The 23771-nt window shown below is 60.3% G+C and carries 19 protein-coding genes and 2 tRNA genes; 9 read left to right on the forward strand and 12 right to left on the reverse strand.

What is annotated here, in order from left to right; all coding sequences use genetic code 11:
• Positions 1–153: 153 nt before the first annotated feature.
• Together pepN and BV911_RS07505 are read left to right on the forward strand one after the other, a co-directional pair.
• A complete protein-coding gene (gene pepN, locus BV911_RS07500; RefSeq protein ID WP_086053010.1) occupies positions 154–2703 on the forward strand; it encodes an aminopeptidase N in 2550 nt (849 codons plus the stop codon).
• 110 nt (positions 2704–2813) lie between these two features.
• Positions 2814–3689 (forward strand): lysophospholipid acyltransferase family protein, encoded by an 876-nt coding sequence (locus BV911_RS07505; RefSeq protein WP_086052984.1) that lies wholly within the window; start codon positions 2814–2816, stop codon positions 3687–3689.
• Between the two features lie 23 nt (positions 3690–3712).
• On the opposite strand, the gene BV911_RS07510 is transcribed toward BV911_RS07505, so the two are convergent.
• The 6 genes from BV911_RS07510 to BV911_RS07535 form a co-directional block, all read right to left on the reverse strand.
• Entirely contained in the window at positions 3713–4474 is a 762-nt protein-coding gene (locus BV911_RS07510) for an ABC transporter permease (RefSeq protein WP_086052985.1), read from the reverse strand.
• Positions 4471–5397 carry an ABC transporter ATP-binding protein gene (locus tag BV911_RS07515; protein WP_086053011.1) on the reverse strand — a complete coding sequence of 309 codons (927 nt, stop codon included), beginning with the start codon at positions 5395–5397 and terminating at the stop codon, positions 4471–4473. Before BV911_RS07515 ends, BV911_RS07510 begins: the two co-directional genes overlap by 4 nt.
• Positions 5398–5534: 137 nt before the next feature.
• Entirely contained in the window at positions 5535–6650 is a 1116-nt protein-coding gene (gene ribD, locus BV911_RS07520) for a bifunctional diaminohydroxyphosphoribosylaminopyrimidine deaminase/5-amino-6-(5-phosphoribosylamino)uracil reductase RibD (RefSeq protein WP_086053012.1), read from the reverse strand.
• 29 nt (positions 6651–6679) lie between these two features.
• Positions 6680–7147, reverse strand: coding sequence for a transcriptional regulator NrdR (nrdR, locus tag BV911_RS07525; protein WP_086052986.1), 468 nt, complete (start codon positions 7145–7147; stop codon positions 6680–6682).
• A 121-nt stretch (positions 7148–7268) separates the two neighbouring features.
• A complete protein-coding gene (locus BV911_RS07530; protein ID WP_240512180.1) occupies positions 7269–7724 on the reverse strand; it encodes a secondary thiamine-phosphate synthase enzyme YjbQ in 456 nt (151 codons plus the stop codon).
• A complete protein-coding gene (locus BV911_RS07535; protein WP_086052987.1) occupies positions 7715–8155 on the reverse strand; it encodes a hypothetical protein in 441 nt (146 codons plus the stop codon). The genes BV911_RS07530 and BV911_RS07535 overlap by 10 nt, the downstream gene beginning before the upstream one ends.
• A gap of 175 nt (positions 8156–8330) precedes the next feature.
• Between BV911_RS07535 and yghX the strand changes: the two genes are divergently transcribed.
• Entirely contained in the window at positions 8331–9218 is an 888-nt protein-coding gene (gene yghX, locus BV911_RS07540) for a YghX family hydrolase (protein ID WP_086052988.1), read from the forward strand.
• On the opposite strand, the gene BV911_RS07545 is transcribed toward yghX, so the two are convergent.
• The 5 genes from BV911_RS07545 to BV911_RS07565 form a co-directional block, all read right to left on the reverse strand.
• Positions 9215–9811 carry a dihydrofolate reductase family protein gene (locus BV911_RS07545; protein ID WP_086052989.1) on the reverse strand — a complete coding sequence of 199 codons (597 nt, stop codon included), beginning with the start codon at positions 9809–9811 and terminating at the stop codon, positions 9215–9217. The two genes, yghX and BV911_RS07545, sit on opposite strands and share 4 nt — an antisense overlap.
• 6 nt (positions 9812–9817) lie before the next feature.
• Positions 9818–11827 carry an RNA polymerase sigma factor RpoD gene (gene rpoD, locus BV911_RS07550; RefSeq protein WP_086052990.1) on the reverse strand — a complete coding sequence of 670 codons (2010 nt, stop codon included), beginning with the start codon at positions 11825–11827 and terminating at the stop codon, positions 9818–9820.
• A gap of 129 nt (positions 11828–11956) precedes the next feature.
• Positions 11957–13903, reverse strand: a complete 1947-nt coding sequence (gene dnaG, locus BV911_RS07555) for a DNA primase (RefSeq protein ID WP_086052991.1) — start codon at positions 13901–13903, stop codon at positions 11957–11959.
• A gap of 135 nt (positions 13904–14038) precedes the next feature.
• Positions 14039–15478, reverse strand: a complete 1440-nt coding sequence (locus BV911_RS07560; RefSeq protein WP_086053014.1) for a Glu/Leu/Phe/Val dehydrogenase — start codon at positions 15476–15478, stop codon at positions 14039–14041.
• A 103-nt stretch (positions 15479–15581) separates the two neighbouring features.
• Positions 15582–16073 carry a hypothetical protein gene (locus BV911_RS07565; protein ID WP_086052992.1) on the reverse strand — a complete coding sequence of 164 codons (492 nt, stop codon included), beginning with the start codon at positions 16071–16073 and terminating at the stop codon, positions 15582–15584.
• A gap of 345 nt (positions 16074–16418) precedes the next feature.
• On the opposite strand from BV911_RS07565, the gene BV911_RS07570 reads away from it, so the two are divergent.
• From BV911_RS07570 to BV911_RS07595, 6 genes are all read left to right on the forward strand, one after another.
• Positions 16419–16661, forward strand: coding sequence for a hypothetical protein (locus BV911_RS07570; protein WP_086052993.1), 243 nt, complete (start codon positions 16419–16421; stop codon positions 16659–16661).
• A gap of 81 nt (positions 16662–16742) precedes the next feature.
• Positions 16743–18029 carry a homoserine dehydrogenase gene (locus tag BV911_RS07575; protein ID WP_086052994.1) on the forward strand — a complete coding sequence of 429 codons (1287 nt, stop codon included), beginning with the start codon at positions 16743–16745 and terminating at the stop codon, positions 18027–18029.
• Positions 18030–18100: 71 nt separating this feature from the next.
• The gene (gene glpX, locus BV911_RS07580; protein ID WP_086052995.1) at positions 18101–19066 is read left to right on the forward strand and encodes a class II fructose-bisphosphatase; all 966 of its coding nucleotides are present in this window, start codon (positions 18101–18103) and stop codon (positions 19064–19066) included.
• A gap of 72 nt (positions 19067–19138) precedes the next feature.
• Positions 19139–20821, forward strand: a complete 1683-nt coding sequence (gene recJ, locus BV911_RS07585; RefSeq protein WP_240512182.1) for a single-stranded-DNA-specific exonuclease RecJ — start codon at positions 19139–19141, stop codon at positions 20819–20821.
• Positions 20822–20898: 77 nt separating this feature from the next.
• A tRNA-Glu gene (locus tag BV911_RS07590) sits at positions 20899–20973 on the forward strand.
• Positions 20974–21147: 174 nt separating this feature from the next.
• Positions 21148–21222, forward strand: a tRNA-Glu gene (locus tag BV911_RS07595).
• A gap of 158 nt (positions 21223–21380) precedes the next feature.
• Here BV911_RS07595 and BV911_RS07600 read toward each other — a convergent pair.
• Positions 21381–23765, reverse strand: coding sequence for an aldehyde dehydrogenase family protein (locus BV911_RS07600; protein ID WP_086052997.1), 2385 nt, complete (start codon positions 23763–23765; stop codon positions 21381–21383).
• Positions 23766–23771 lie beyond the last annotated feature (6 nt).

Consider the following 23771-nt stretch of genomic DNA (forward strand, 5'->3'; position numbering starts at 1 on the left):
GTGCAATCCTGCGAAATGCTGTTTTTTTGGGCAGGTATTCTGCAGGAAGGCCAGCATCGGTCACCGCACGCAGCGGCGCAATCGGCGCTTCACCCTTGCACACCGCCCGCTGCCGGTTACATCTGGACCAACCCACTGAAACAGGAGACCGCGATGCGCGATGCCGCCCCCCAGACAATCTATCTGGCCGATTATACCGCTCCGGCTTTTTGGGTGGACGAAGTTCATCTGACCTTCCGGCTTGCGCCAACCGCCACCCGGGTCCTCAGCCGGATCCGGTTCCGGCCCAACCCTGATGCCCCGGGGCCGTTTACCCTGCATGGTGAGGGCCTGACCCTGATTTCAGCCGCCATCGACGGCACGCCGATCACACCTGACCTGACGGACGCGGGGCTGACTTGCGCAGCGCCAGATGCGCCGTTTGTCTGGGAATCCGAAGTCGAAATCAGCCCGCAAACCAACACCGCGCTGGAAGGCCTCTATATGTCCAACGGCATGTACTGCACCCAGTGCGAGGCCGAAGGCTTTCGCAAAATCACCTATTACCCCGACCGGCCCGATGTGATGGCCCCGTTCACGGTGCGGATCGAAGGCGCACTTCCTGTGCTGTTGTCTAACGGCAATCCCGGCGCAAGCGGCCCGGGCTGGGCTGAATGGCACGATCCTTGGGCGAAACCGGCCTATCTGTTTGCCTTGGTCGCCGGGGAACTGATCGCTCATCCCGGAAAGTTCACCACCAGATCGGGCAAGGCTGTTGATCTCAATATCTGGGTCCGACCCGGCGACGAAGGCAAATGTGCCTTTGGGATGGACGCGTTGATCCGGTCCATGGATTGGGATGAACGGGTCTATGGGCGCGAATATGATCTCGATGTGTTCAACATCGTCGCGGTCGATGACTTCAACATGGGCGCGATGGAGAACAAAGGACTGAACGTGTTCAATTCGTCCTGCGTCCTTGCCTCGCCGGAAACATCCACCGATGCCAATTTCGAACGCATCGAATCCATCATCGCCCATGAGTATTTTCACAACTGGACCGGCAACCGGATCACCTGCCGTGATTGGTTTCAATTGTGCCTGAAAGAAGGGCTGACCGTTTTCCGCGACCAGCAATTCACTGCCGACATGCGCAGCCCGGCGGTCAAGCGGATTGATGATGTCCTGTCCCTGCGCGGGCGGCAGTTCCGCGAAGACAATGGCCCCCTCGCCCATCCGGTTCGGCCCGAAAGCTTTGTCGAGATCAATAATTTCTACACCGCGACGGTTTACGACAAGGGCGCCGAAGTCATCGGCATGCTGAAAAGGTTGGTGGGCGACGACGCCTATGCCACGGCCCTAGACCTGTATTTCGACCGCCATGACGGCCAAGCCTGCACGATCGAAGATTGGCTGGCGGTGTTTGAGGATACCACCGATCGGGACCTGTCTCAGTTCAAACGCTGGTACTCGCAAGCGGGCACACCGCGCCTCAGCGTGTCGGACGCCTTCAGCGACGGCACCTATTCATTGTCGTTCCGGCAGACCGTGCAACCGACCCCGGGGCAGACCGACAAGCAGCCATTGGTGATCCCCATTGCGGTTGGCCTGCTCAGCGCCAATGGCGACGAAGTTGTGCAGACCACCATCCTTGAAATGACTGAAGCCGAGCAGACATTCCAGTTCCACGGGCTTGCCGGGCGTCCCGTTCCGTCGATCTTGCGCGGCTTTTCTGCGCCGGTCATTCTGGCGCGCGAGTCTGATCCGGCAGAGCGCGCGTTTTTGCTGGCCCATGACACCGATCCTTTCAACCGCTGGGAAGCGGGACGCAGCCTCGCCCGGGCTAACCTTGTCGCCATGCTGGACACCGGCGCGGCACCGGACCCGCACTACCTGTCGGCGCTTGGTAGTGTTCTGGACGACTCCAGTCTCGACCCTGCCTTTCAAGCGTTGGTTCTCAGCCAGCCGGGGCAAGAAGATATCGCTCAAGCCCTGATGACGGCGGGCAAAACGCCCGATCCGATTGCGATCGATCAGGCGCAAGAAACGCTAGCCGATGCCATGTCCGCACAACTTGGCAGCACCTTGGAGCGCCTCTATGACGCGATGCAGGTGCCCGGACCCTACAGCCCCGATGCCGAACCCGCTGGCAAGCGCGCCTTGGCCAATACCGTCTTGCGATTGTTGACGCGGCGCGACGGCGGCGACCGGGCGACCGCGCAATACGATGCTGCCGATAACATGACCCAGCAGTTGGCGGCGTTGGCAGCGCTTTTGGACACCGGGCGCGGCGCGGCCCAATGCGCGGCATTTTATGACCAATGGCATCAGGACCGTCTCGTCATCGATAAATGGTTCGGTCTGCAAGCCGGCCTCGCCCGGGCAGACGCCGCGGTTGAGACCGCCCAAAAGCTGACGGAGCATGCGGACTTCGATTGGAAGAATCCCAACCGGTTCCGGGCGTTGATTGGCGGGTTTGCGGCCAATCCGGCCGGATTCCATGATCCGTCTGGTGACGGCTATGCGCTGGTCGCGGACTGGCTGATCCGGCTTGATCCAATCAACCCACAAACAACCGCCCGGATGATCACCGTGTTCGACACTTGGAAACGGTTCGCGCCAGCCAGACAGGCGCAGATGCGCGCGGCCCTAGACAGAATCGGGCGCACGGAGGGTCTGTCACGTGACACCCAAGAAATGGTGAGCCGGATTCTGGCAGGATGACCGGAGGGACACACTCTTCCGCCGATCAACGGTGGTGTGTTTGCCATGCCTCTAATTTATGCGTAATGTCATGTCATACTGGCTTCGCATGAGCGTGATTGAGTGTGCGGATGAAAGATCGAATAGACCCGCTGATTTCTGAACGCGCCCCCTGGCTTTTTGCCGGACACCCGTGGTCTGCCCCGTCTCGTACGGTGCTGACCGGGATGCTGGGGTATAACAGAACCATACGTCTGGCCGAATTCCTGCGGGAGCGGCCAGCGGGTGAAATCATGCAGGTTATGGCCGGGCTTTTGGCAAGGGACCTTGAAGTCTCTGGCCTGACGAACATTCCCAGCAGCGGACCCGCCCTGATCGTGGCCAACCATCCTACCGGGATTGCCGATGGCATCTTGCTGAATGCGGTCATTGCCAAAGTACGCAGCGATGCCTTTTTCTATGCCAACAGCGATATCCTCCGGGTCCTGCCGCAAATGAACGAGGTGATTGTGCCGGTCGAATGGCGCCTGGAAAAGCGGTCGCATGCCAAAACCCGGGAAACCATGGCCAATACCCGCAAGGCTGTCGATGACGGGCGGCTTGGAGTGATTTTCCCGGCTGGACGTCTGGCCAAGCGCCGGGGGCTAAAATTGTATGAACGTCCTTGGATGGCGTCGGCGGCGATGATCGCGCGGAAGTTCGACTTGGATGTCATTCCGGTCAACATCCGGGCGCGCAATTCAGTGCTGTTCTATCTGTTCGACCTGATCCACCCGACCTTGCGCGACATCACCCTGTTTCACGAGACCCTGAACAAGCATAAGCAACCGTTTCGAATCACGGTCGGCGATCCGATCCCGGCATCCGCCTTGCCAAGCCGGTCGGATGAAGGGATCGACATGTTGCGCAAAGCGACATTGGCCCTTGGTGGCCGCTATGCCCCTTCGGTGTCTTTGGTGCAGAACTCGCGCCTGCCCTCTTGGGCCCGTCCGGCCATCGGCTTATAGGCCGCTGACCGGACCCGGTTCGGTTATTGCCGGATGCGATACCCCGTGCGGAACATCCACGCTATCACGCCGATGCAAAGCGCAGTAAAAGCCGCAATGGCCAGCAAACTGACGCCGATACTGACATCAGCCTGCCCAAAGAACGACCAGCGAAACCCGGAAATCAGATAGACCACCGGATTGAACATCGACACCGACTGCCAGAACGGCGGCAACATGGTGATCGAATAGAAACTGCCCCCCAGGAAGACCAGCGGCGTGATGATCAGAAGAGGGATCAATTGCAATTGCTCAAAATTGTCAGCCCAAATTCCGATGATAAAGCCCAGCAGACTGAAGGAGAGGCACGTCAGCAATAGAAACGCGATCATCGCCAACGGGTGCGCAATGTGCAAATCCACAAAGAAAAACGACGTCATCAAGATGATCAGCCCGATCAGGAACGACTTGGTGGCCGCCGCACCCACAAAGCCCAGCACGATTTCAAGAAAGTTGATCGGCGCGGACAACAACTCGTAAACCGTGCCGATGAATTTCGGGAAGTAGATTCCGAAGGACGCATTCGAGATCGACTGGGTCATCACACTGAGCATGATCAACCCCGGAACGATGAAGGCGCCATAGGATACTCCCTCAACTTCTTGGATCCGGCTGCCAATAGCCGCACCAAAGACGACAAAATACAATGACGTCGACAGGACCGGCGAAAACAGGCTTTGCGACAGGGTTCTCAGAAACCTGTGCATCTCGGATTTATAGATGGTCAGAACGGCCCGATTGTTCATGATGCCTCACTCAACAGCCCGACGAAAATGTCCTCGAGCGTACTTTCTTGGGTTTGGAGGTCGCGCAGCACCAGCCCTGCGGCGCTGAGATCGGCCAGCAATCGGGTGATCCCCGTTCGCGCGCCTCGGGTGTCGTACGAAAATACCAGCGTCGCGCCATTGTCGACCCGTTGCAGATCATAGCCCGACAGAGCCTCGGGAATCGTTTCCACCGGAACTTGCAGGTCCAGCCGCAACTGCTTCTTGCCAAAGCGCTTCATCAGACTGGCTTTGTCTTCGACCAACAGGATACGCCCGCGATTGATGACGGCGACCCGGTCGGCGATGGCCTCTGCCTCTTCGATGTAATGGGTCGTTAGAATGATCGTCACGCCGCGCGCCTTCAGGCCTGCCACCACATTCCACATGTCCCGGCGCAGTTCGACATCGACCCCGGCCGACGGTTCATCAAGGAACAGCACGCGGGGTTCATGCGCCAGCGCCTTGGCAATCAGGACCCGCCGCCGCATCCCGCCGGACAATTCGCGCGTTTTGGCACTGCGTTTGTCCCACAGCGACAACTGCCGCAACAGTTGCTCTATATAGGCCGGGTCTGGCGCTTTGCCGAACAGGCCACGCGAAAACGCCACCGTTGCCTCGACGGTTGTGAAGGGCTCCAGTGCGATTTCTTGCGGCACCAGACCGATCATCGAACGCGCCGGGCGGAACGCCGTCACCACGTCATGGCCACCCACGACGATCTGGCCCGAGGTTGGCATAGCAATGCCGCAAATCGTCGAAATCAACGTCGTTTTGCCAGCGCCGTTCGGCCCAAGAAGGGCCAAAATCTCGCCCTCTTCAATCTCCAGATTGACGTCATTCAGAGCGTGGACGCCGCTGGCATAAGCCTTTGTCAAATTCACGACAGATACAATTGCGCTCAAGATACTCTCCAAATCATCTGCCGGCACGGGGGTCAAACCCTGCGGCCACACCGTAGGGGCGACCCGGCACGGAGGTGCCGACGCATATTTCTCAGGTTACAGACTTATGGCCCAAGAAGATTTGCGCAATGCATATCTCAGCCAGTGGGGCTGTGCGCACACGCACCTTCCCCGGACAGCGACGCGCGCCTCCAGCGATGCATGACGTCGCCGCCGATGCACGCAGTCTCGGCCAGCACAAAGCGCGGCGCATCGGCCAAAGCAGAAATTCCCATCGCGCCTAGACTGGGGCGGCCCTCGGCCCCGATTGCCAGCCCAGCGGTGTAGCCCACCAGTTCATCCACCAAATCACAGGACAAAAGCGCAGCCGCCAGACTGCCGCCACCTTCGCAAAAGACGCGTGTCAGGCCCGCCGCGCCCAACGCTTGCAGGCAAGACAACGGATCAAGTTGCCGGTCCGGGCCAAACCGCACAGACCGGCATTGCGCCCCTCGGGCTCGCCAGCGGGCGACGCGGTCAGCATCCGCATCAGCACCATGCAGTAGCCACAGCGGAATGTCCTTGGCAGTTCTGGCCAAGGCCCCGGTTTCGGGCAGGTCCAATCTGCGCGAGGCCACAACCCGCACTGGTTGTGGCACGATTCCAAGCCCCCGAACCGTCAATGACGGATCATCATCACGCGCCGTCCCCGCCCCCACCAGAACGGCATCGTGACGCGCCCGATCGGCATGGACCTGCCGCCGCGCCTCGGGTCCCGTGATCCATTGGCTGTCGCCAGCCCCGGTCGCAATCCGGCCATCGAAACTGCTGGCAAGCTTGAGCGTCAGCCAAGGGCGCCCCTCGGTCACCCGCAGCAGAAATCCGCCATGCTGGTACTGGGCTTCGCGGCCCATCACGCCTTCCTCAACCGTAATCCCAGCCTCCCGCAACCGCGCAATGCCGCCACCATCGACACGCGGATCGGGATCACGCAGGGCCACAACCACCCGCGCCACTCCCGCGGCAATCAGGGCATCGGCGCAGGGCGGCGTTCGGCCTTGATGCGCGCAAGGTTCAAGAGTGACATAGGCAGTAGCGCCCCGGGCAGCAGCACCGGCCCGGGCTAACGCTTGGGTCTCGGCATGTGGCCGTCCGCCGGGCTGGGTCCAGCCGCGCCCGACCACGCGCCCGCCCTGTACCAGCACACACCCAACTGCTGGATTGGGCCAACACCGCCCCTGCCCGCGCGCCCCAAGCGATAGGGCGACGGCCATGAAGCGCCGATCAATCGCGGCATCTAAAGTCACGGCTCTGGCGGAACGTCCGGGCGCAGTTCCGACACAAACTTGTCGAAATCGTCTGCGGCTTGGAAATTCTTGTAAACGCTTGCGAAGCGCACATAGGCAACGGTGTCGATCCGCGCCAGCGTTTCCATGACGATCTCACCAATCGTTTTGGAGGGGATATCCTGCTCGCCAAGGGATTCTAGCCGCCGCACGATCCCGGAAATCATCTTTTCCATCCGTTCCGGATCAACGGGCCGCTTTTGCAACGCGATGCGGATGGACCGTTCCAACTTGTCGCGATCAAAATCCTCACGACGCCCGTTTGTCTTGATCACAACGAGATCGCGCAACTGCACCCGCTCATAGGTCGTAAACCTGCCACCGCATTCGGGGCAAAATCTCCGCCGCCGGATCGCCACGTGATCTTCCGCCGGGCGAGAGTCCTTAACCTGGGTATCGACGTTTCCGCAGAACGGACAGCGCATCGGGTCATCCTTGTCGCATATGTCTGGGGGCAAACCCCGAACCATCCGCGATCAGTATAGGGATACCGCCACTGCTTGGGTAGGGGGGAAATTGACCTACCAGATGAAGTTTCCGCGCCGATCAGCTGAGATGCAGGACCACGTGTCTACGATGTGGGGCGCGGCGGTGTTCAAGCAGGAAGATACCTTGCCATGTTCCCAGAACCAACTTCCCATCACAGACCGGAATCGACAAACTGACAGGAAGCAACGCCGACTTGATATGTGCAGGCATGTCATCCGGACCTTCCAACGTATGCCGCATCCAAGACATGGATGGATCTGTCGCAGGAGGCGCAAGCCGGTCCAGATAGGTCAGCAAATCGTGCTGCACATCGGGATCGGCATTTTCTTGAATGATCAGCGACGCAGAGGTGTGGCGCAGGAACAGCGTCAGAAGGCCTGTGGCGGCCTTTTGCCCTGCCACCCATGCGGTGACCCGGTCCGTCAGCGGATAAAAGCCGATGCCGCAGGTTGCGACCTCGAAGCAGGTCTGGGACGGCAACCCGGTGCGCGGTTGATCCGACGTCAGCCCCACGTGCTGCCAAATAGGTTGCCTAAGATCGGCGGACAGAACGCAAGCGCATGGGTCACGCTGAAATTCTCTCCGGCGCGGCGCATATTGATGGTAAAGCCGTCCGTTTCAGGAACGCTGCCTTGCGGCACGACATCAAAAAACGCACTGCGGCCACCCGGGTTGGCCACACTCGGACCGACCGGAGCGCGCAGAACGACCCGCGCATTATTGGCTGCATTCAGACGGTAATAGGCATAATCTGCTGCGGCACAGAAGAAATTCGGCCCTCCGGACCCGGCGTTGGACAGCACTTCGAAACTGGCCGGATCAGCAGAAGGAACGACCCGCATATTGTTCGATGTCATGTAAACGCTTTGCATCCTGACTTCGGCGGAATCAGGCGCACAGGCACCAAGGGCCAGAACTGCTGCAAGGATCAACGGGCGGCGCATGGGAGTATCCAATCCGGAACGAAGGCCTAATGCCGGAAAATGGCAATTCTACAGCCGAACCGCAACCCCAAGCACCGAACCGTGAAAAAATTTGTGGGTCACACTGCTTGATCGGCAGGGGTTTTCGCGACTTACTGCTGTGGCGAGCCCCCACAGCATTTCGGAAGGACCGAGCATGACACGGATGACTGCCAAGGACTTTGACCAAGACCTCTTGGACCTTTACGATTTCTATGCGCATGGGAAAATTTCAAAGCGCGAATTTCTAGATAAGGCCGGGCGCTTCGCTGTTGGCGGACTGACCGCAGTTACATTGCTGAAAATGCTCAGTCCGAATTACGCTTTGGCCGAGCAAGTGTCGTTCAACGATCCCGACATCCTTGCGGAATACATCACCTATCCGTCGCCGAACGGGCATGGCGAGGTGCGCGGTTATCTGGTGCGACCGGCGAATACCGACGCCCCCCTGCCCGCAGTACTGGTGATCCACGAGAATCGCGGCCTCAATCCCTATATTGAAGATGTGGCACGACGGGCCGCCAAGGCCGGTTTTATGGCATTGGCGCCAGACGGGCTAAGCTCGGTCGGGGGATATCCCGGCAATGATGTCGAAGGGCGCGAATTGCAGCAAACCGTCGATTCCACCAAGTTGATGAACGACTTCTTCGCCGGGTTTGAGCACCTGATGGACCGCGAAGATAGCACAGGAAAGGTCGGTTGTGTCGGCTTCTGTTATGGCGGCGGCGTCTGTAACGCCTTGGCCGTGGCCTATCCAGAACTTGCCGCGTCCGTCCCGTTTTATGGGCGGCAGCCGGCAGCGGAGGACGTGCCAAAGATCCAAGCGCCGTTGCTGCTGCAATACGCTGGGCTAGACGAACGGATTAACGAAGGCTGGCCTGCATATGAGGCCGCGCTTTTGGCGAATGACAAAACCTTCGAAGCTTATATCTATGAGGGCGCGAACCACGGTTTTCACAATGACAGCACGCCGCGCTATGATGCAACGATGGCCGACCTCGCATGGCAACGGACCATCGATTGGTTCAATCAGTATTTGTCCTAAGAACCCGCCGCTTCGGCAGGAAGCCAAACCTGATGGCGCGTGCCGAGGCGGTTCAATATCCGGCCTGAATGCTGGCCAAAGCCTGCGCTGATCAGGATCGCCTCTGGATCGGCCCCAACCTGATTGGAAAACAACGGCACGCCGGTGCCAAATGTCAGCGGCTCAATGGTAAGATGCACACGGTCAATGCATCGCGCGGCCAAAAACCAATCATGCACCCGCGTGCCGCCAAGGATCAACCCGTTCTGCATCGGGTGCCGATGGGCGACATGGGCACGCAGATCAGCCGGGCCGATCCCAGCCGGGTCCAACCAAAGCTGTGTTGGCCGCTTCCAGCCACCGCCCGCGCTCGATAGCACAATGCGGCGTCGATCAGGGCGATCAGCCACCTGATGGGTATGCCGGCCCATGATCGCCCAGTCTGCCGCGTCTACATCGCTAAAAAACAGAGCCTGCTCTTCCGGGGAGGCCCAGATCGCCGGGTTATCAGACGGATCGCGGGCGATGAACCCGTCCGACGTCACCATCACCGTCAAGGTAAAGACTGGACGCGCGGCGGTGTCAGAGACCGCCGCGCCCGAGGGCACCGTCATTTTGGATTACTGATCCAAGAAGGACCGCAATTTCCGGCTCCGGCTCGGATGCTTCAGCTTGCGCAGGGCTTTGGCTTCGATTTGCCGAATCCGTTCGCGCGTGACGCTGAACTGCTGGCCGACCTCTTCCAATGTGTGATCCGTGTTCATGCCGATACCAAACCGCATCCGCAACACCCGCTCTTCGCGCGGCGTGAGCGACGCCAGTACCCGGGTTGTAGTCTCTTTCAAATTGTCCTGAATTGCCGAATCCAGTGGCAGGATCGCATTCTTGTCTTCGATGAAGTCGCCAAGTTGGCTGTCTTCTTCGTCGCCAATCGGGGTCTCCAGCGAAATCGGCTCTTTGGCGATTTTCATCACCTTGCGAACCTTTTCCAGCGGCATTTGCAGCTTTTCGGCCAATTCTTCCGGGGTCGGCTCGCGGCCGATTTCGTGCAACATCTGGCGGCTGGTGCGGACCAATTTGTTAATCGTCTCGATCATATGCACCGGGATGCGGATGGTCCGGGCCTGATCCGCGATTGACCGGGTGATCGCTTGGCGGATCCACCAGGTCGCATAGGTCGAGAACTTATACCCGCGACGGTATTCGAATTTGTCCACAGCCTTCATCAGGCCGATATTGCCTTCCTGAATCAGGTCCAGGAATTGCAGGCCACGGTTGGTGTATTTCTTAGCAATCGAGATCACCAGACGCAGGTTCGCTTCGACCATTTCCTTCTTGGCCTGCCGGGCTTCTTTTTCGCCCTTCTGAACCTGTTGGACGATGCGGCGGAATTCAGAAATATCCAGGCCGACATACTGACCGACCTGAACCATTTCCGCCCGCAGTTCTTCAACCTTGGGCAGCGACCGTTCGATCAAAGCTTGCCAGCCGCGACCGGGCTTTTCGGACATCCGTTCGACCCAGGACGGGTCCAGTTCGCAGCCCCGATAGGCGTCGATGAAGTCACGGCGGTTGATCCGGGCCTGATCCGCCAGCTTCACCATTGCGCCGTCAATCGACATGATCCGCTTGTTGATGCCATAAAGCTGGTCAATCAACGCTTCGATCCGGTTGTTGTGCAAGTGAAGCTCATTCACCAGCTTAACGATTTCGGACCGCAACTTCTGATATCCGGCTTCGTCGCCATCACCAAAGCTTTTGTCTTCGTTCAGGGTTGCCGAGATCCGCTGATCCTGCAACGCCGCCAAATCCACATAGTCATTGGCGATACGGTCTAGGGTTTCCAAGACCCGAGGCTTCAGCGCGGCTTCCATCGCGGCCAGCGACATGTTCGCCTGTTCGTCTTCATCGTCGTCGTCATCGACCTGAATAGGGTTGCCGTCGGCGTCCAACGCTGCGGCAGGCTCGGCAGATTTTCCGTCAGAACTGCTGGGCGCAGCGTCAAGCCCGGCCGCCAGTCCGGCCACCACAGGAACCGCTGCCCCTTCGCCGTCTTCTTCCAAGGAATTGCCGAAGGTGGTTTCCAAGTCAATCACATCGCGCAGCAGGATGTCTTCGCTCAAAAGCTCGTCGCGCCAGATCGTGATCGCCTGAAAAGTCAGCGGGCTTTCACACAAGCCCGCGATCATGGTGTTCCGACCGGCCTCAATCCGCTTGGCGATCGCAATCTCGCCTTCCCGGCTTAGAAGCTCGACCGACCCCATTTCGCGCAGATACATCCGCACCGGATCATCGGTCCGGTCCAGCTTTTCAGTCTCGGATGCCGCTAGCGTCACTTCACGCGAACCGGCGGTGGTCACGATGTCAGTGGATTTGGAAGAATCGCCGTCTTCGTTCTCTTCTTCCTCGATGATATTGATGCCCATCTCAGACAGCATCGACATCACGTCTTCGATTTGCTCGGACGAAACTTGATCGGGCGGCAGAACCTGATTCAGCTGCTCATAAGTGATAAAGCCACGTTCGCGCGCATCGCCAATCATTTTCTTGACCGCGGCTTGGCTCATGTCCAGCATCGGTTCCGCCTCGGAATTGTCTTGTTTGCGCTCGTCTGTGTCTTTGGCGGCCATTTGGGGCTCCTAGTTTGGGACTGGCGGGGCGGGGCCGGTCAATACGAATCATATAATCAGCGTCACGGTGATTCGCGACTCACCTATCGGGAATCTACGAATGTTTCCTCACTAAAATGCCGAAAACACTCAGTTCGGCCCCGATTTCGAGTAGCTAATATCGCGAATCAGTCGATCCAGCGCGCTTCGTTCGTCTTTGTTCAGGTCGGCCCCGTTGGGACCGGTCTCGTAATCTGTCTTGTCGTCACCGGTTCCCAGATCCGCCTGATGGCGCGCAAGATTGGCCTGCGCGATGCGCCATTTCATTGCGGCCCCATCGTCGGCAAACCCAGCGAAATCTTCCGCTTGTTCTGCGATCTCTTCTGCCACCCCCCGGCGCGACGCCAGCTTGGCAAGCTCAAGAGACGCGCAAAGATAAGCAATTTCGGCATCCCCGGGCTTCCGCACGACCGGAGACACTTGCACATGGGCGTGGGAAAACACGGTGTCAACGGGGCCTCTGCCTATTTTTTCCACGACATGGTCCCGGGCAATGCCAGCCGGGCGCCGATGCCAGTCCAGCAAAGCGTTCAGAATGCGCTGATGATCGACAGAAGACATCGGGACCTCAGAAAGTTGCTCAGCGAGACGGTCCAGAATTTGCGGCGCGCTCAAAACCGATGCAAGGATGACGGCTTCGCGTAAGGCGTCCCCGGCAGCGCGGGCCGATTGGGAAGCCAGAAGCGAGGTGCGCGTCGAGAGGCTGGGCACCCGTTCCGCAGGCTTACCGCTGCGTCGCGTATTGGTCCGCCGAGGGTTAAAAAACTCCCACTGCATCCGCCGCAGGTCTTCACGGTAATGATGCCGCAAACCCTGATCCTGAATTCGGCCGGTCAACTCAAACAGGATCTTGTCCAACCCGGCTTTACGTTCGGGGCTGTCGAAGGTGACCCCTTCCGTTTCGCGCTGCCATAACAGCCGAACCATAGGCTGGGCGGCATCCAGAACGGCCTGCATCCCAGCGGCCCCTTGTGCACGGATCAGGTCATCCGGGTCTTGCCCCTCAGGCATCAGGCAAAAGCGCAAGCTCTTGCCCGCCTCCAGAAGCGGCAGCGCCAGATCGATCAGTCGTTGCGCGGCGCGCAACCCGGCCCGGTCACCGTCCAACGCGATGATCGGCTCTGGCGACAGCCGCCACAGCAATTGAAGCTGATCTTCGGTGATTGCAGTCCCCAGCGGCGCCACAGCCCCGCCGAACCCAGCTTCGACCAAGGCGATCACATCCATATAACCTTCGGAGACGATCAAAGGCGCGCCCTTGCCCACCGCCTCGCGCGCCGGACCTTGGTTGTAAAGGCTTCGTCCCTTGTCAAAAAGCTCGGTCTCGGGCGAGTTCAGATATTTCGCCTTGGCGTCGGCAGCCATCGCCCGCCCGCCAAGGCCGATACACCGGCCCTGTAGGTCTCGGATCGGATAGATGATGCGGCCGCGAAACCGATCATACGGCGCCCCTCCTCCATCCGGCAGCGCCGCCAGACCTGCGTCGATCACCATTTGCGGCGCGATGCCTTTTGCAGTCAGGTGGCGGAACACCCCCTGCCGTGTATCCGGCGCATACCCGATCCAGAATCGATTGAGCGCCTCAGCCCGCAAGCCCCGCTTGTCCAAATAGGCCCGTGCCTCAACCGCTGCCGCCGAGGACAGTTGCAAGCGATAGAACTGCACCGCTGCTTCCATGACATCGGACAGTTCGGTCCGGCGATCCGCCTTCTGTTGCGCCTGTGGATCGCGGGCGGGCATTGGCATGCCGACCTCGCGGGCCAGCAATTCAACCGCTTCCATGAAACCCATATTTTCGGTTTCGCGCAGAAAGGAAATGGCATCGCCCTTGGCGTGACAGCCAAAGCAGTAATAAAAACCTTTGCGATCATCGACATGAAAGCTGGCGGATTTTTCTTGATGGAACGGACATGGCGCCCACATGTCGCCCTTGCCCTGATTGGACTTCCGCGCATCCCAAATCACCTTGCGACCAACAACTTGGGCAAGGCTCGACCGGCCACGCAATTCTTCAAGGAAACCGGGAGGGAGACTCATGCACCTAATATCGGCCCGCCGGGCAGCGGTGTAAAGCCGCCATGACCATGCCGAGACGGCCGAGAGGTCAAAAATCTCTCAGTGCTGGCGCGCGAATGCTGTCCCGCGCCAGACCAAGAATGATAAGCTACCGCGTCACAGCCCCTTGGCGCGGTAGCTTTGTTCAATCCGGGAAATCGCCACCAGATAAGCTGCCACCCGCAAATCCGTCACGTCATCCCGGCCATGCCAAATCTCACGCATGGATTGATAGGCCGCGCGCATGGTATCGTCGAGCCCAGAGCGGACCAATTCCAACTCATCAGCACCACGCAGATACTTGGCTTTGAAATCGGGCGAGATCGACCACGCATCGCCGATATTCCGGTTCAACCGCTCCAGTTCATCCACCACAAGTTGATGGCGCGATTCCTCTTGCCGGCGCTGCATCCGGCCGAACCGGATATGGCTGAGGTTCTTGACCCATTCGAAATAGCTGACCGTGACCCCGCCCGCATTGGCGTACATGTCCGGAATGATCACCACACCCTTGTTGCGCAGATACTCGTCAGCCCCAGCCGTCACCGGACCGTTGGCCGCCTCGATGATCAGGGTAGCCTGAATTCGGGTGACGTTGTTCAGGTTGATCGTACCTTCCAATGCAGCTGGAATCAGGATGTCACATTCTTCTTCCAGAACACTGGCGCCATCGGCGACGAAGGTCGCATCAGGATATCCTGTCACGCCACCATGCTTGGCAATCCAGCCATGCACCGATTCGACATTCAGGCCGGCGGCGTTGAACAACCCGCCATCGCGCTCGGCAATCCCGACAATCAGGGCGCCGTCTTCTTCCTGAAGAAACTTGGCCGCATGATAGCCCACATTTCCCAAGCCTTGGACGACGATCCGCTTGCCATCCAGCGTCCCCGATAGCTGTGCCGCAGCCACATCTTCCGGATAGCGGAAAAACTCACGTAGGGCGTACTGCACCCCCCGACCTGTCGCCTCGACCCGTCCGGCAATACCCCCGGCATGCAAAGGCTTGCCGGTCACGCAGGCTTGCGAATTGATATCGGTGGTGTTCATCCGGTGATACTGATCCGCGATCCACGCCATTTCCCGCTCGCCCGTGCCCATGTCTGGCGCAGGCACGTTCTGGCTGGGATTGATCAGGTCGCGCTTGATCAACTCAAAGGCAAACCGGCGCGTGATCCGTTCCAACTCGTCGTCGTTCCAGTCCCGTGGATCGATACACAGCCCGCCCTTGGAGCCCCCGAAGGGCGCTTCGACCAACGCGCATTTATAGGTCATCAGCGCCGCCAGCGCCTCAACCTCGTTTTGATTGACGGACAAGGCATAGCGGATGCCGCCCTTGACCGGCTCCATATGTTCCGAATGCACCGACCGGTAGCCGGTGAAGGTGTGGATTTGCCCCCGCAGGCGCACGCCAAACCGCACGGTATAGGTCGCGTTACACACCCGGATTTTCTCTTCCAGACCGGGTGGCAGGTCCATCAGCGCAACCGCACGGTTGAACATCAGATCAACGGATTCGCGAAAACTTGGCTCTTTGATTGCGCCCGGGTTCTGCATCGTGGTCATGGGGGTCCTCCGGTTTACAAACCGCCCTGAAAACAGGCAGTCCATCCGGACACACTACAGAACAAAGATATTAGAGATACCCTAAAACTGGGGTTTATTCCGACGCGGCGTTGCGGCGCTCGGCCAATCGGAACGTCAGGATATCCGCCATCTGTTTCGCCCCCGACTTGGGTGTCACGCCACCGACGCCCATTTTGCGGCCGATCTGCCACCACAGTCCCGGTGCCCAGGCATATGCAGACCCGGCATCACGGGTCAGCCGGACGACGAACCCATTCGACGGCTTGAACGCAAAGGCACCGCTGTCCACACCCGCGATCTGGTCGATCCGGCACAAGCAGCGGCCATCGCTGTCGAAAAGACCATCATCCGTCAAACTGACGCTGCGTTCGGTTGCTTGCCACAATGCCCAGCCAAGCCACAGCAACAGGCTACCCATGCCCATCAGGAAGGCCAACCACCCCAACGATTCCGGCGGACGGCTGGCTGCCACCCAAAGCATCATCCCGGCCGTCGCAACCAACACAACGATCGCCGCGACCCTGCGGACCGGGGATGGGGTCAAAGTGGCCAAAATCTGGGTCATCAAACATCCTTTAGAAAAGCGTACAAGACGGGTGCGCAGCGGCATTCGTTGGCCTGTGCGATCCCCTTCGCTCTAGTCGGTCTCGCGATTATGCACAACGTCCGCGCGCTGTGGACGGCCTCTGCCAATCACCATGAACACCAAGACCGGGCCGCCAACCGCCGGGGACGCCGCGCGTAACGGGGCGGGCACCAACCCGGCCGCGGGCCTTGATCCCCATACGGCCCGCCGCCCCCCTGAAAGCGCCAGCTGCGGAACGACCTGTTCCCAGGCCGCAGGTCCGTGTAAGGATTGCCCAGACCCACAGCGCCATCGGCGCGACCCGGACAATTTGGACCACCGGACATGCGCCTATTGATACTCTTTGTGATCTTGTGGCTGTCGGCCTGCACACCGGAAGGGTTGCCCGACGACCCCCACTCGAGCACGATTGACACGCTTGCCATGCCGGAAATTTTGCCGCTGCACAGTTTGCTTCTACTGGCCGAATCCGATCTGCCTGCCGCCGCGGATCCCGACCCCGATCTAGCACAGCGCGGCGCCGATCTCCGCGCCCGCGCCGAGGCAATCCGGGCCGCCGCCCCCTAACCCCGGCCAACCACCGCGTTGCACAGCCACGGCGAAGCGGGTAACAGGCTGTCGGAACCGGTTTTTTGAAGGAGTTTGCCGATGTCCCCTCCCCTCCGCCTTGGGATCGCTGGACTTGGCACGGTCGGCGCAGGTGTAATCCGCATCTTGCAGCAAGACGCCACTTTGCTGACCGCGCGCACCGGGCGCGCCATTGAAATTGTGGCCGTTTCCGCCCGCAACCGGGACAAGGACCGTGGCGTTGATTTGTCCGCCTATGCTTGGGAAGACGATCCCGTGGCGCTGGCCGGCCGCGACGACATTGATCTGTTCATCGAATTGATGGGCGGATCGGACGGCCCTGCGAAAGCTGCCACCGAGGCTGCGCTCGCACATGGCAAAGATGTGGTGACGGCCAACAAGGCGATGCTGGCCATCCACGGACAGGCTTTGGCACTTCAAGCTGAAGATGCCGGATGCGCCCTGCGCTTTGAAGCGGCCGTCGCGGGCGGTATTCCGGTGGTCAAATGCTTGACCGAAGGCCTAGCCGGCAATCGGATGAGCCGGATCATGGGCGTGATGAACGGCACCTGCAATTACATCCTGACTCGCATGGAAACCGCCGGACTGCCCTATGACACCGTCTTTCAAGAGGCCCGGGATCTGGGCTATCTCGAAGCCGACCCTACCTTGGACGTCGGCGGGATCGACGCCGGTCACAAGCTGGCGCTTCTGGCCTCCATCGCGTTCGGAACTCAGGTGGATTTCGGCAATGTCACGCTGGAAGGGATCGAACGGATCACCATCGAGGACATTCACCGCGCCAAGGATATGGGCTTTCGCGTCAAGTTGCTGGGGGTGGCTCAGATGACGGGTCGCGGTCTGGAACAACGCATGACTCCCTGCATGGTGCCGTTGAATTCGCCGCTGGGCCGGCTCGAGAACGCGATGAACATGGTGGTTCTGGAAGGCAGCGCATGCGGCCAGATCGTACTGCGCGGTGCCGGTGCCGGCGAAGGGCCGACCGCCTCTGCGGTGCTGTCCGACGTGATCGACATTGCCCGGGGGCTGCGCCTTCCGACCTTTGGCCAACCCGCAGCCAGCCTGACCATCGCGACGCCTGCCGTCGCGCCGACGCCCGCGCGCTACTATCTGCGCCTGCATCTTCACGACAAACCCGGCGCGCTGGCGCGGATTGCGACCATCTTGGGCAATCAAGGTATCTCGATCGACCGGATGCGTCAGTATGGCCACGAGGAACAGTCCGTCCCTGTCCTTATCGTCACCCACAAGACGAATCGTGAGGCGTTGAACATCGCGATTGATGAATTTGCCGGAACCGGAGTGCTTTCCGACAATCCGGTCGCAATTCGAATCGAGAATGTCTGACGCCGGGCTTTGTCTGGTATATTTCGTAAACGTCACACCTAGCCGTTGCCCTAGCCCGCTTGGAGAAGCCGATGACCACACCTAAAGATTTCAACGACCGTATGTTGTCTCTCGGGCTTGCCCGAGTTTCGGAAGCCGCAGCCCTTGCCTCGGCACGTCTGATCGGTCGCGGCGACGAGAAGGCCGCTGATCAGGCCGCTGTTAACGCCATGCGCACCCAGTTGAACATGCTCGATATTGCCGGTGTCGTGGTTATCGGCGAAGGCGAGCGGGACGAAGCACCGATGCTCTATATCGGCGAAGAGGTCGGCACCGGCAACGGCCCGGCTGTGGATATCGCGCTGGATCCACTGGAAGGCACCACGCTGACCGCCAAAGACTGGCCCAACGCCCTGACCGTGATCGCCATGGGGCCGCGCGGCTCGATGCTGCATGCGCCTGACGTTTACATGGACAAGCTGGCGATTGGACCGGGCTATGATGACGGCGTCGTCACGCTGGACATGACCCCGACCCAGCGGGTCGAGGCACTGGCCAAGGCAAAAGGCTGCAAGCCCTCCGACATCACCTTGTGCGTGCTGGAACGGCCGCGCCACGACGAAATGGTGGCCGAACTTCGTGGCACCGGCGCCGCGATCCGGCTGATCCCTGATGGCGATGTCGCAGGCATCATTCACTGCGCTGAAGCTGCAGTGACCGGCATCGATATGTACATGGGCAGCGGCGGCGCGCCCGAAGGCGTGTTGGCAGCAGCAGCCCTGAAATGCATGGGCGGCCAGATGTTCACCAAACTGCTGTTCCGCAACGATGACGAACGCGGCCGCGCCGAAAAGGCCGGCATCACCGATCTGGACCGGATCTATTCCCGCGATGATCTGGTCACCGATGACGTGATCTTTGCCGCGACCGGGGTGACCCAAGGGTCGCTGGTGGCCGGGATCAAGCGTGAGGTCGGCTTCGTGACGACCGAGACGATCTTGATGCGGTCCAAGACCGGATCGGTTCGGCGCATGACTTATCGCAACCCGACCGCTTAATTCGTGACTGGTACAGAGGGATTTCTAGGGGTCGCCCGGTCACTATCCGGGCGCCGCTGGGTTGGACCGTCCGTGGAAACAGACCGGGCTGCCGAAGCAATGGCGCAGCTCACCGGACACGGGCGTCCGCTTTGCTCTGTACTGGCGCGGCTGGGCGTGCCGTCTGACGGTGTGGCGGCATTTCTGGCGCCGCGCCTCAAGGATCTGCTGCCCGACCCACGCAGTCTGAAAGACATGGAAGCGGCCGCGCGTCGCTTCCTCATGGCCGTCGATCGCGCGCAACGGATCGCCATTTTTGCCGATTATGACGTCGATGGCGGCGCGTCGGCTGCACTGCTGATCCGGTGGCTGCGCGATCTTGGCCAAACCGCAACGCTATACATTCCCGACCGCATCGACGAAGGCTATGGCCCCAATGTTCCGGCCATGACCGCCCTTGCACGCGATCACGACCTGATCATCTGCGTTGACTGTGGCACCCTGTCTCACGAGCCGCTGGCAGCTGCGGCCCCGACAGATGTCATTGTGCTGGATCACCATCTTGGCGGCGAAACCCTGCCCCCCGCAGTGGCGGTGGTCAATCCGAACCGGCAAGACGAATCCGGCGATCTGGCCCATCTCTGCGCCGCGGGCGTGGTGTTCTTGATGCTGGTCGAAGCCAATCGCCAACGACGCGAGGCCGGACAAAGCGGCCCGGACCTGATTGCCCTGCTGGATCTGGTGGCACTGGCCACCGTGGCCGATGTCGCCCCCCTGATTGGAGTCAATCGCGCGTTTGTCCGGCAAGGGTTGGCCGTCATGGCCCGGCGTCAACACGTTGGCCTGACCGCCCTTTCCGACAGCGCGCGACTGGACACAGCGCCATCATCGTACCATCTGGGCTTTGTTCTCGGACCGCGGATCAATGCCGGAGGCCGGGTCGGCAAAGCAGACCTTGGGGCGCGCCTGCTGGCCACCGACGATCCAGAAGTGGCAGCAGGCCTTGCCGCCCGACTGGAAGAGCTGAATACTGATCGTCGCGACATCGAAGCCAAGGTGCGCGCCGACGCCCTTGAGCAGGTCGAGCAACGGAGCAGCGATGGACCGCTGGTCTGGGCCGCAGGCGAAGGCTGGCACCCCGGCGTGGTCGGTATCGTCGCCGCCCGCCTGAAAGAAGCCACCAATCGCCCGGCCGTCGTCATCGGCTTTGACGGCACCACAGGCAAAGGCTCGGGCCGGTCCGTTGCTGGAATTGATCTTGGCGCAGCCATTCACCGCCTCGCCGCCAATGGCTTGATTGAGCGCGGCGGCGGTCACAAGATGGCGGCAGGGCTAAGCCTGCACCGCGATCAGCTTGAGACCGCCATGGCGCATCTGTCCGAATTGCTGGCACGGCAAGGGGCAGGCGATCTTGGCCCCCGTGACTTGACCTTAGATGGGATGCTGATGGCCGGTGCAGCGACACCCGAACTGGTCCAGAACCTTGAAGCCGCAGGGCCGTTTGGCGCCGGGGCCTCCACCCCGCGATTCGCCTTTCCCGACGCGCTGCTGCACGACACCCGGCGCGTCGGCGAAACCCATCTCAAACTGACAGTCAGCGATGGCAGTGGCCCCCGTTTGGATGGCATCTGTTTTGGCGCATTCGATGGCCCACTTGGCCCGGAACTGGAACGGATGCGGGGCGGACGGGTGCATTTGGCAGGCAGATTAGAGCTGAATACATGGGGCGGGCGCCAACGCGTGCAGATCCGATTGGAAGACGCGGCGACACCGTGAATTTTTTCGCGCAAGGGCCAGAAAATCCTCTTGCGCCTCCGGCGCAGTTTCCCTAAACCGCCCACACGCCATGTGATGGCCCGTTCGTCTATCGGTTAGGACGCCAGGTTTTCAACCTGGAAAGAGGGGTTCAACTCCCCTACGGGCTACCATGGCGTGTTTTTCCCCACAGAATGACAGCGCCCTAGAAACCGATATCGGTGACCTAAGACGCGCCGTACGTATGGGTCTTGTCGATAAATTTCTAAGAGCGAATGCCATTGGTTGCATCAAACCCCCTTGCACCTCGCAGCGAGTTTGCCTAAACGTCCAACACGCCATGTGATGGCCCGTTCGTCTATCGGTTAGGACGCCAGGTTTTCAACCTGGAAAGAGGGGTTCAACTCCCCTACGGGCTACCATGGCGTACTTCCCCATCTCACAATCAAATCAGTCCCAGCGCCAGCCGTCGCAACCGCAGCTGTGAGAGCGATTCTTGCGCTGCGAGGCTGCATCGTGATCTGGCGGCGCTGCTGTCACATCGCCGCCAGTGATCTATTGCGGTGACGCAATCCAAAGATCACGCCCCATAGGGCAACCAAATGGTTTTCACTTGCGTGGCCCGGCACAGGAAGTCCCGGCCCTGCCCCTGCACTGGATCGCGCCAATCCCGCATCATGCCACCGTCGGTCCAAACGGTTTTCAAGTTGCCCACCGATGCCTCTTCGACCATCGCCGTCCCCTTGGCATCGCCGCAATACCACAGAGCCGCGACCTCGGTGTGATCGGCCAAGGTCCGGGCCAACGTGTCCCGTGCGCCGGTGATCAGGTTGATGACGCCCGCAGGCACGTCCGAGGTTTCCAGCACCTGATACAGCCGCGCCGCAATCAGCGGGTGACTTTGCGCCGCGATGACCACCACCCGATTGCCCATGGCCACCGCCGGAAGCACCAGAGACATCATTGATAGCAAAGGCATTTCATCCGGGCAGACCAGCCCCATCACGCCGAACGCCTCATGCAAGGCCAAGGTCACATGGCGCGATTTTGTGGCATGCACCGCGCCGTCGAACTTGTCAGCTTGGGCCGCATACCAGAACGCCCGGCGAATGGTCGCCTCGACCTCTTCGGTGGCGGCTTTCAACGAAACGCCCGTGCAGTCGGTCAGAAGCGTCTCAAATTCCGCCCGGCGCTGACTCAGATTCTCGGCGAAGAAATACAGCACCTGCGCCCGATTATGGGCGGTGACACCGGACCAGCCGGACGCCTTGGCCGCCGCCTCGACCGCATTGCGGATGTCCTTGCGATTGCCCAAAGCGGCCTGACCCACCGCGCCGGACTTTCCCATCACCGTGTAGCTCTGCCCACCATCGGCACGGACTTGTTTGCCGCCAATGTACAGCTTTGCGGTAATGTCGATTTCTGGCGCGGTCGAGGTGCCGCCAAAAGGCGTCACATCTGGGGTCAGAACCGGTGCGGGGCGGGATTTGCCCTGTTTGAACCCGGTTGGCACCAGATATTCTAACAGGCCCTCCCGCGCGCCTTCACGGCCAAAACCGCTTTCGCGATAGCCACCAAAAGCCGCGCCGGCATCGAACAGATTGGTGGCATTGATCCAAACCACCCCGGCCTTAACCGAGGCCGCCAGATCGATGGCCCGGTCAATGTTTTGGCTCCAGATCGACGCCGCAAGGCCATACCGCGTGTCATTGGCCAAAATCGCCGCCTCGGCTGGGGTGCGGAAGGTCGTGGTGGTGGCGACAGGACCGAAAATCTCGACCTGACTGACGGTGTGGGCAGGCGCAGTCCCAGTAAAGAAGCCGGGCGCGCAATAACTGCCCGTGCCGGGAAGCTGCGCCGAAGATTGATGCAGCACAGCCCCCTCAGCCGCACCCTGCGCCAGCAGATCATTGATCCGCGACAGTTGCTTCTGCGAGACGATCGCGCCCACGTCCACGCATTTGTCCAATGGGTCGCCAATCCGCAGGGTCTCTAGTCGCGCGCGCAGTTTGGCAAAAAACGTCTCAGCCACGCCCTCTTGAACCAATATGCGCGAACCGGCGCAGCAAACCTCGCCCTGATTGAACCAGATCGCATCCACAACCCCTTCAACCGCGTCATCCAGATTGGCATCCTCAAACACCACGAACGGGGATTTGCCGCCCAATTCTAGCGACAGCTTCTTGCCAGACCCGGCAATCTGCTTGCGGATGGCCCGGCCCACGTCGGTCGATCCGGTAAAGGCGACCTTGTCCACATCTTTGTGGCCGGTGATCAACGCGCCGGTCTCGCCATCGCCCTGCACAATATTGACCACACCGGGCGGCAGGCCGATTTCGGCGCAAATTTCAGCGAAGGCAAAGGCGGTCAACGGCGTCAGGTCAGCCGGTTTCAGAACGACCGTATTGCCCGCTGCCAGCGCCGGAGCAATTTTCCACGCCAACATCAGCAACGGAAAATTCCACGGGATCACCTGACCGCAGACCCCAACGGGCCCGTGATCCGGAAATTCAGACTCCAGCAACTCAGCCCAACCGGCATGGTGATAGAAATGACGGGCGACCAACGGGATATCCAGATCGCGACTTTCGCGAATGGTTTTGCCGTTATCCATCGTTTCCAGCACCGCCAGAAACCGCTCGCGCTTTTGCACGTGGCGGGCGATGGCATAAAGGTACTTGGCACGGGCATGCCCCGGCAGCGCCGCCCATTTTGGACCAGCCGCGCGGGCCGCTTTCACCGCCGCGTCCACCTCTGCCGGTCCCGCGATGGCCAGTTTGGCCAGAACCGTGTCATGGGCCGGATCGATCACATCGACCATCGGCCCATCCGGAACCACAAATTTTCCGTCGATGAAATGACCAATCCCCGCGGCATGGCGGCTGAGCCAATCCTTGACCTCGGTGTTGCTTTCGGGTGCGGGGCCATAATCCATGGTCTGCATGATGTCCTTGATCGACGGCATCGGGGA

It is taken from the genome of Pseudoruegeria sp. SK021 (genome assembly GCF_002119405.1).
GTDB lineage: Bacteria > Pseudomonadota > Alphaproteobacteria > Rhodobacterales > Rhodobacteraceae > Meridianimarinicoccus.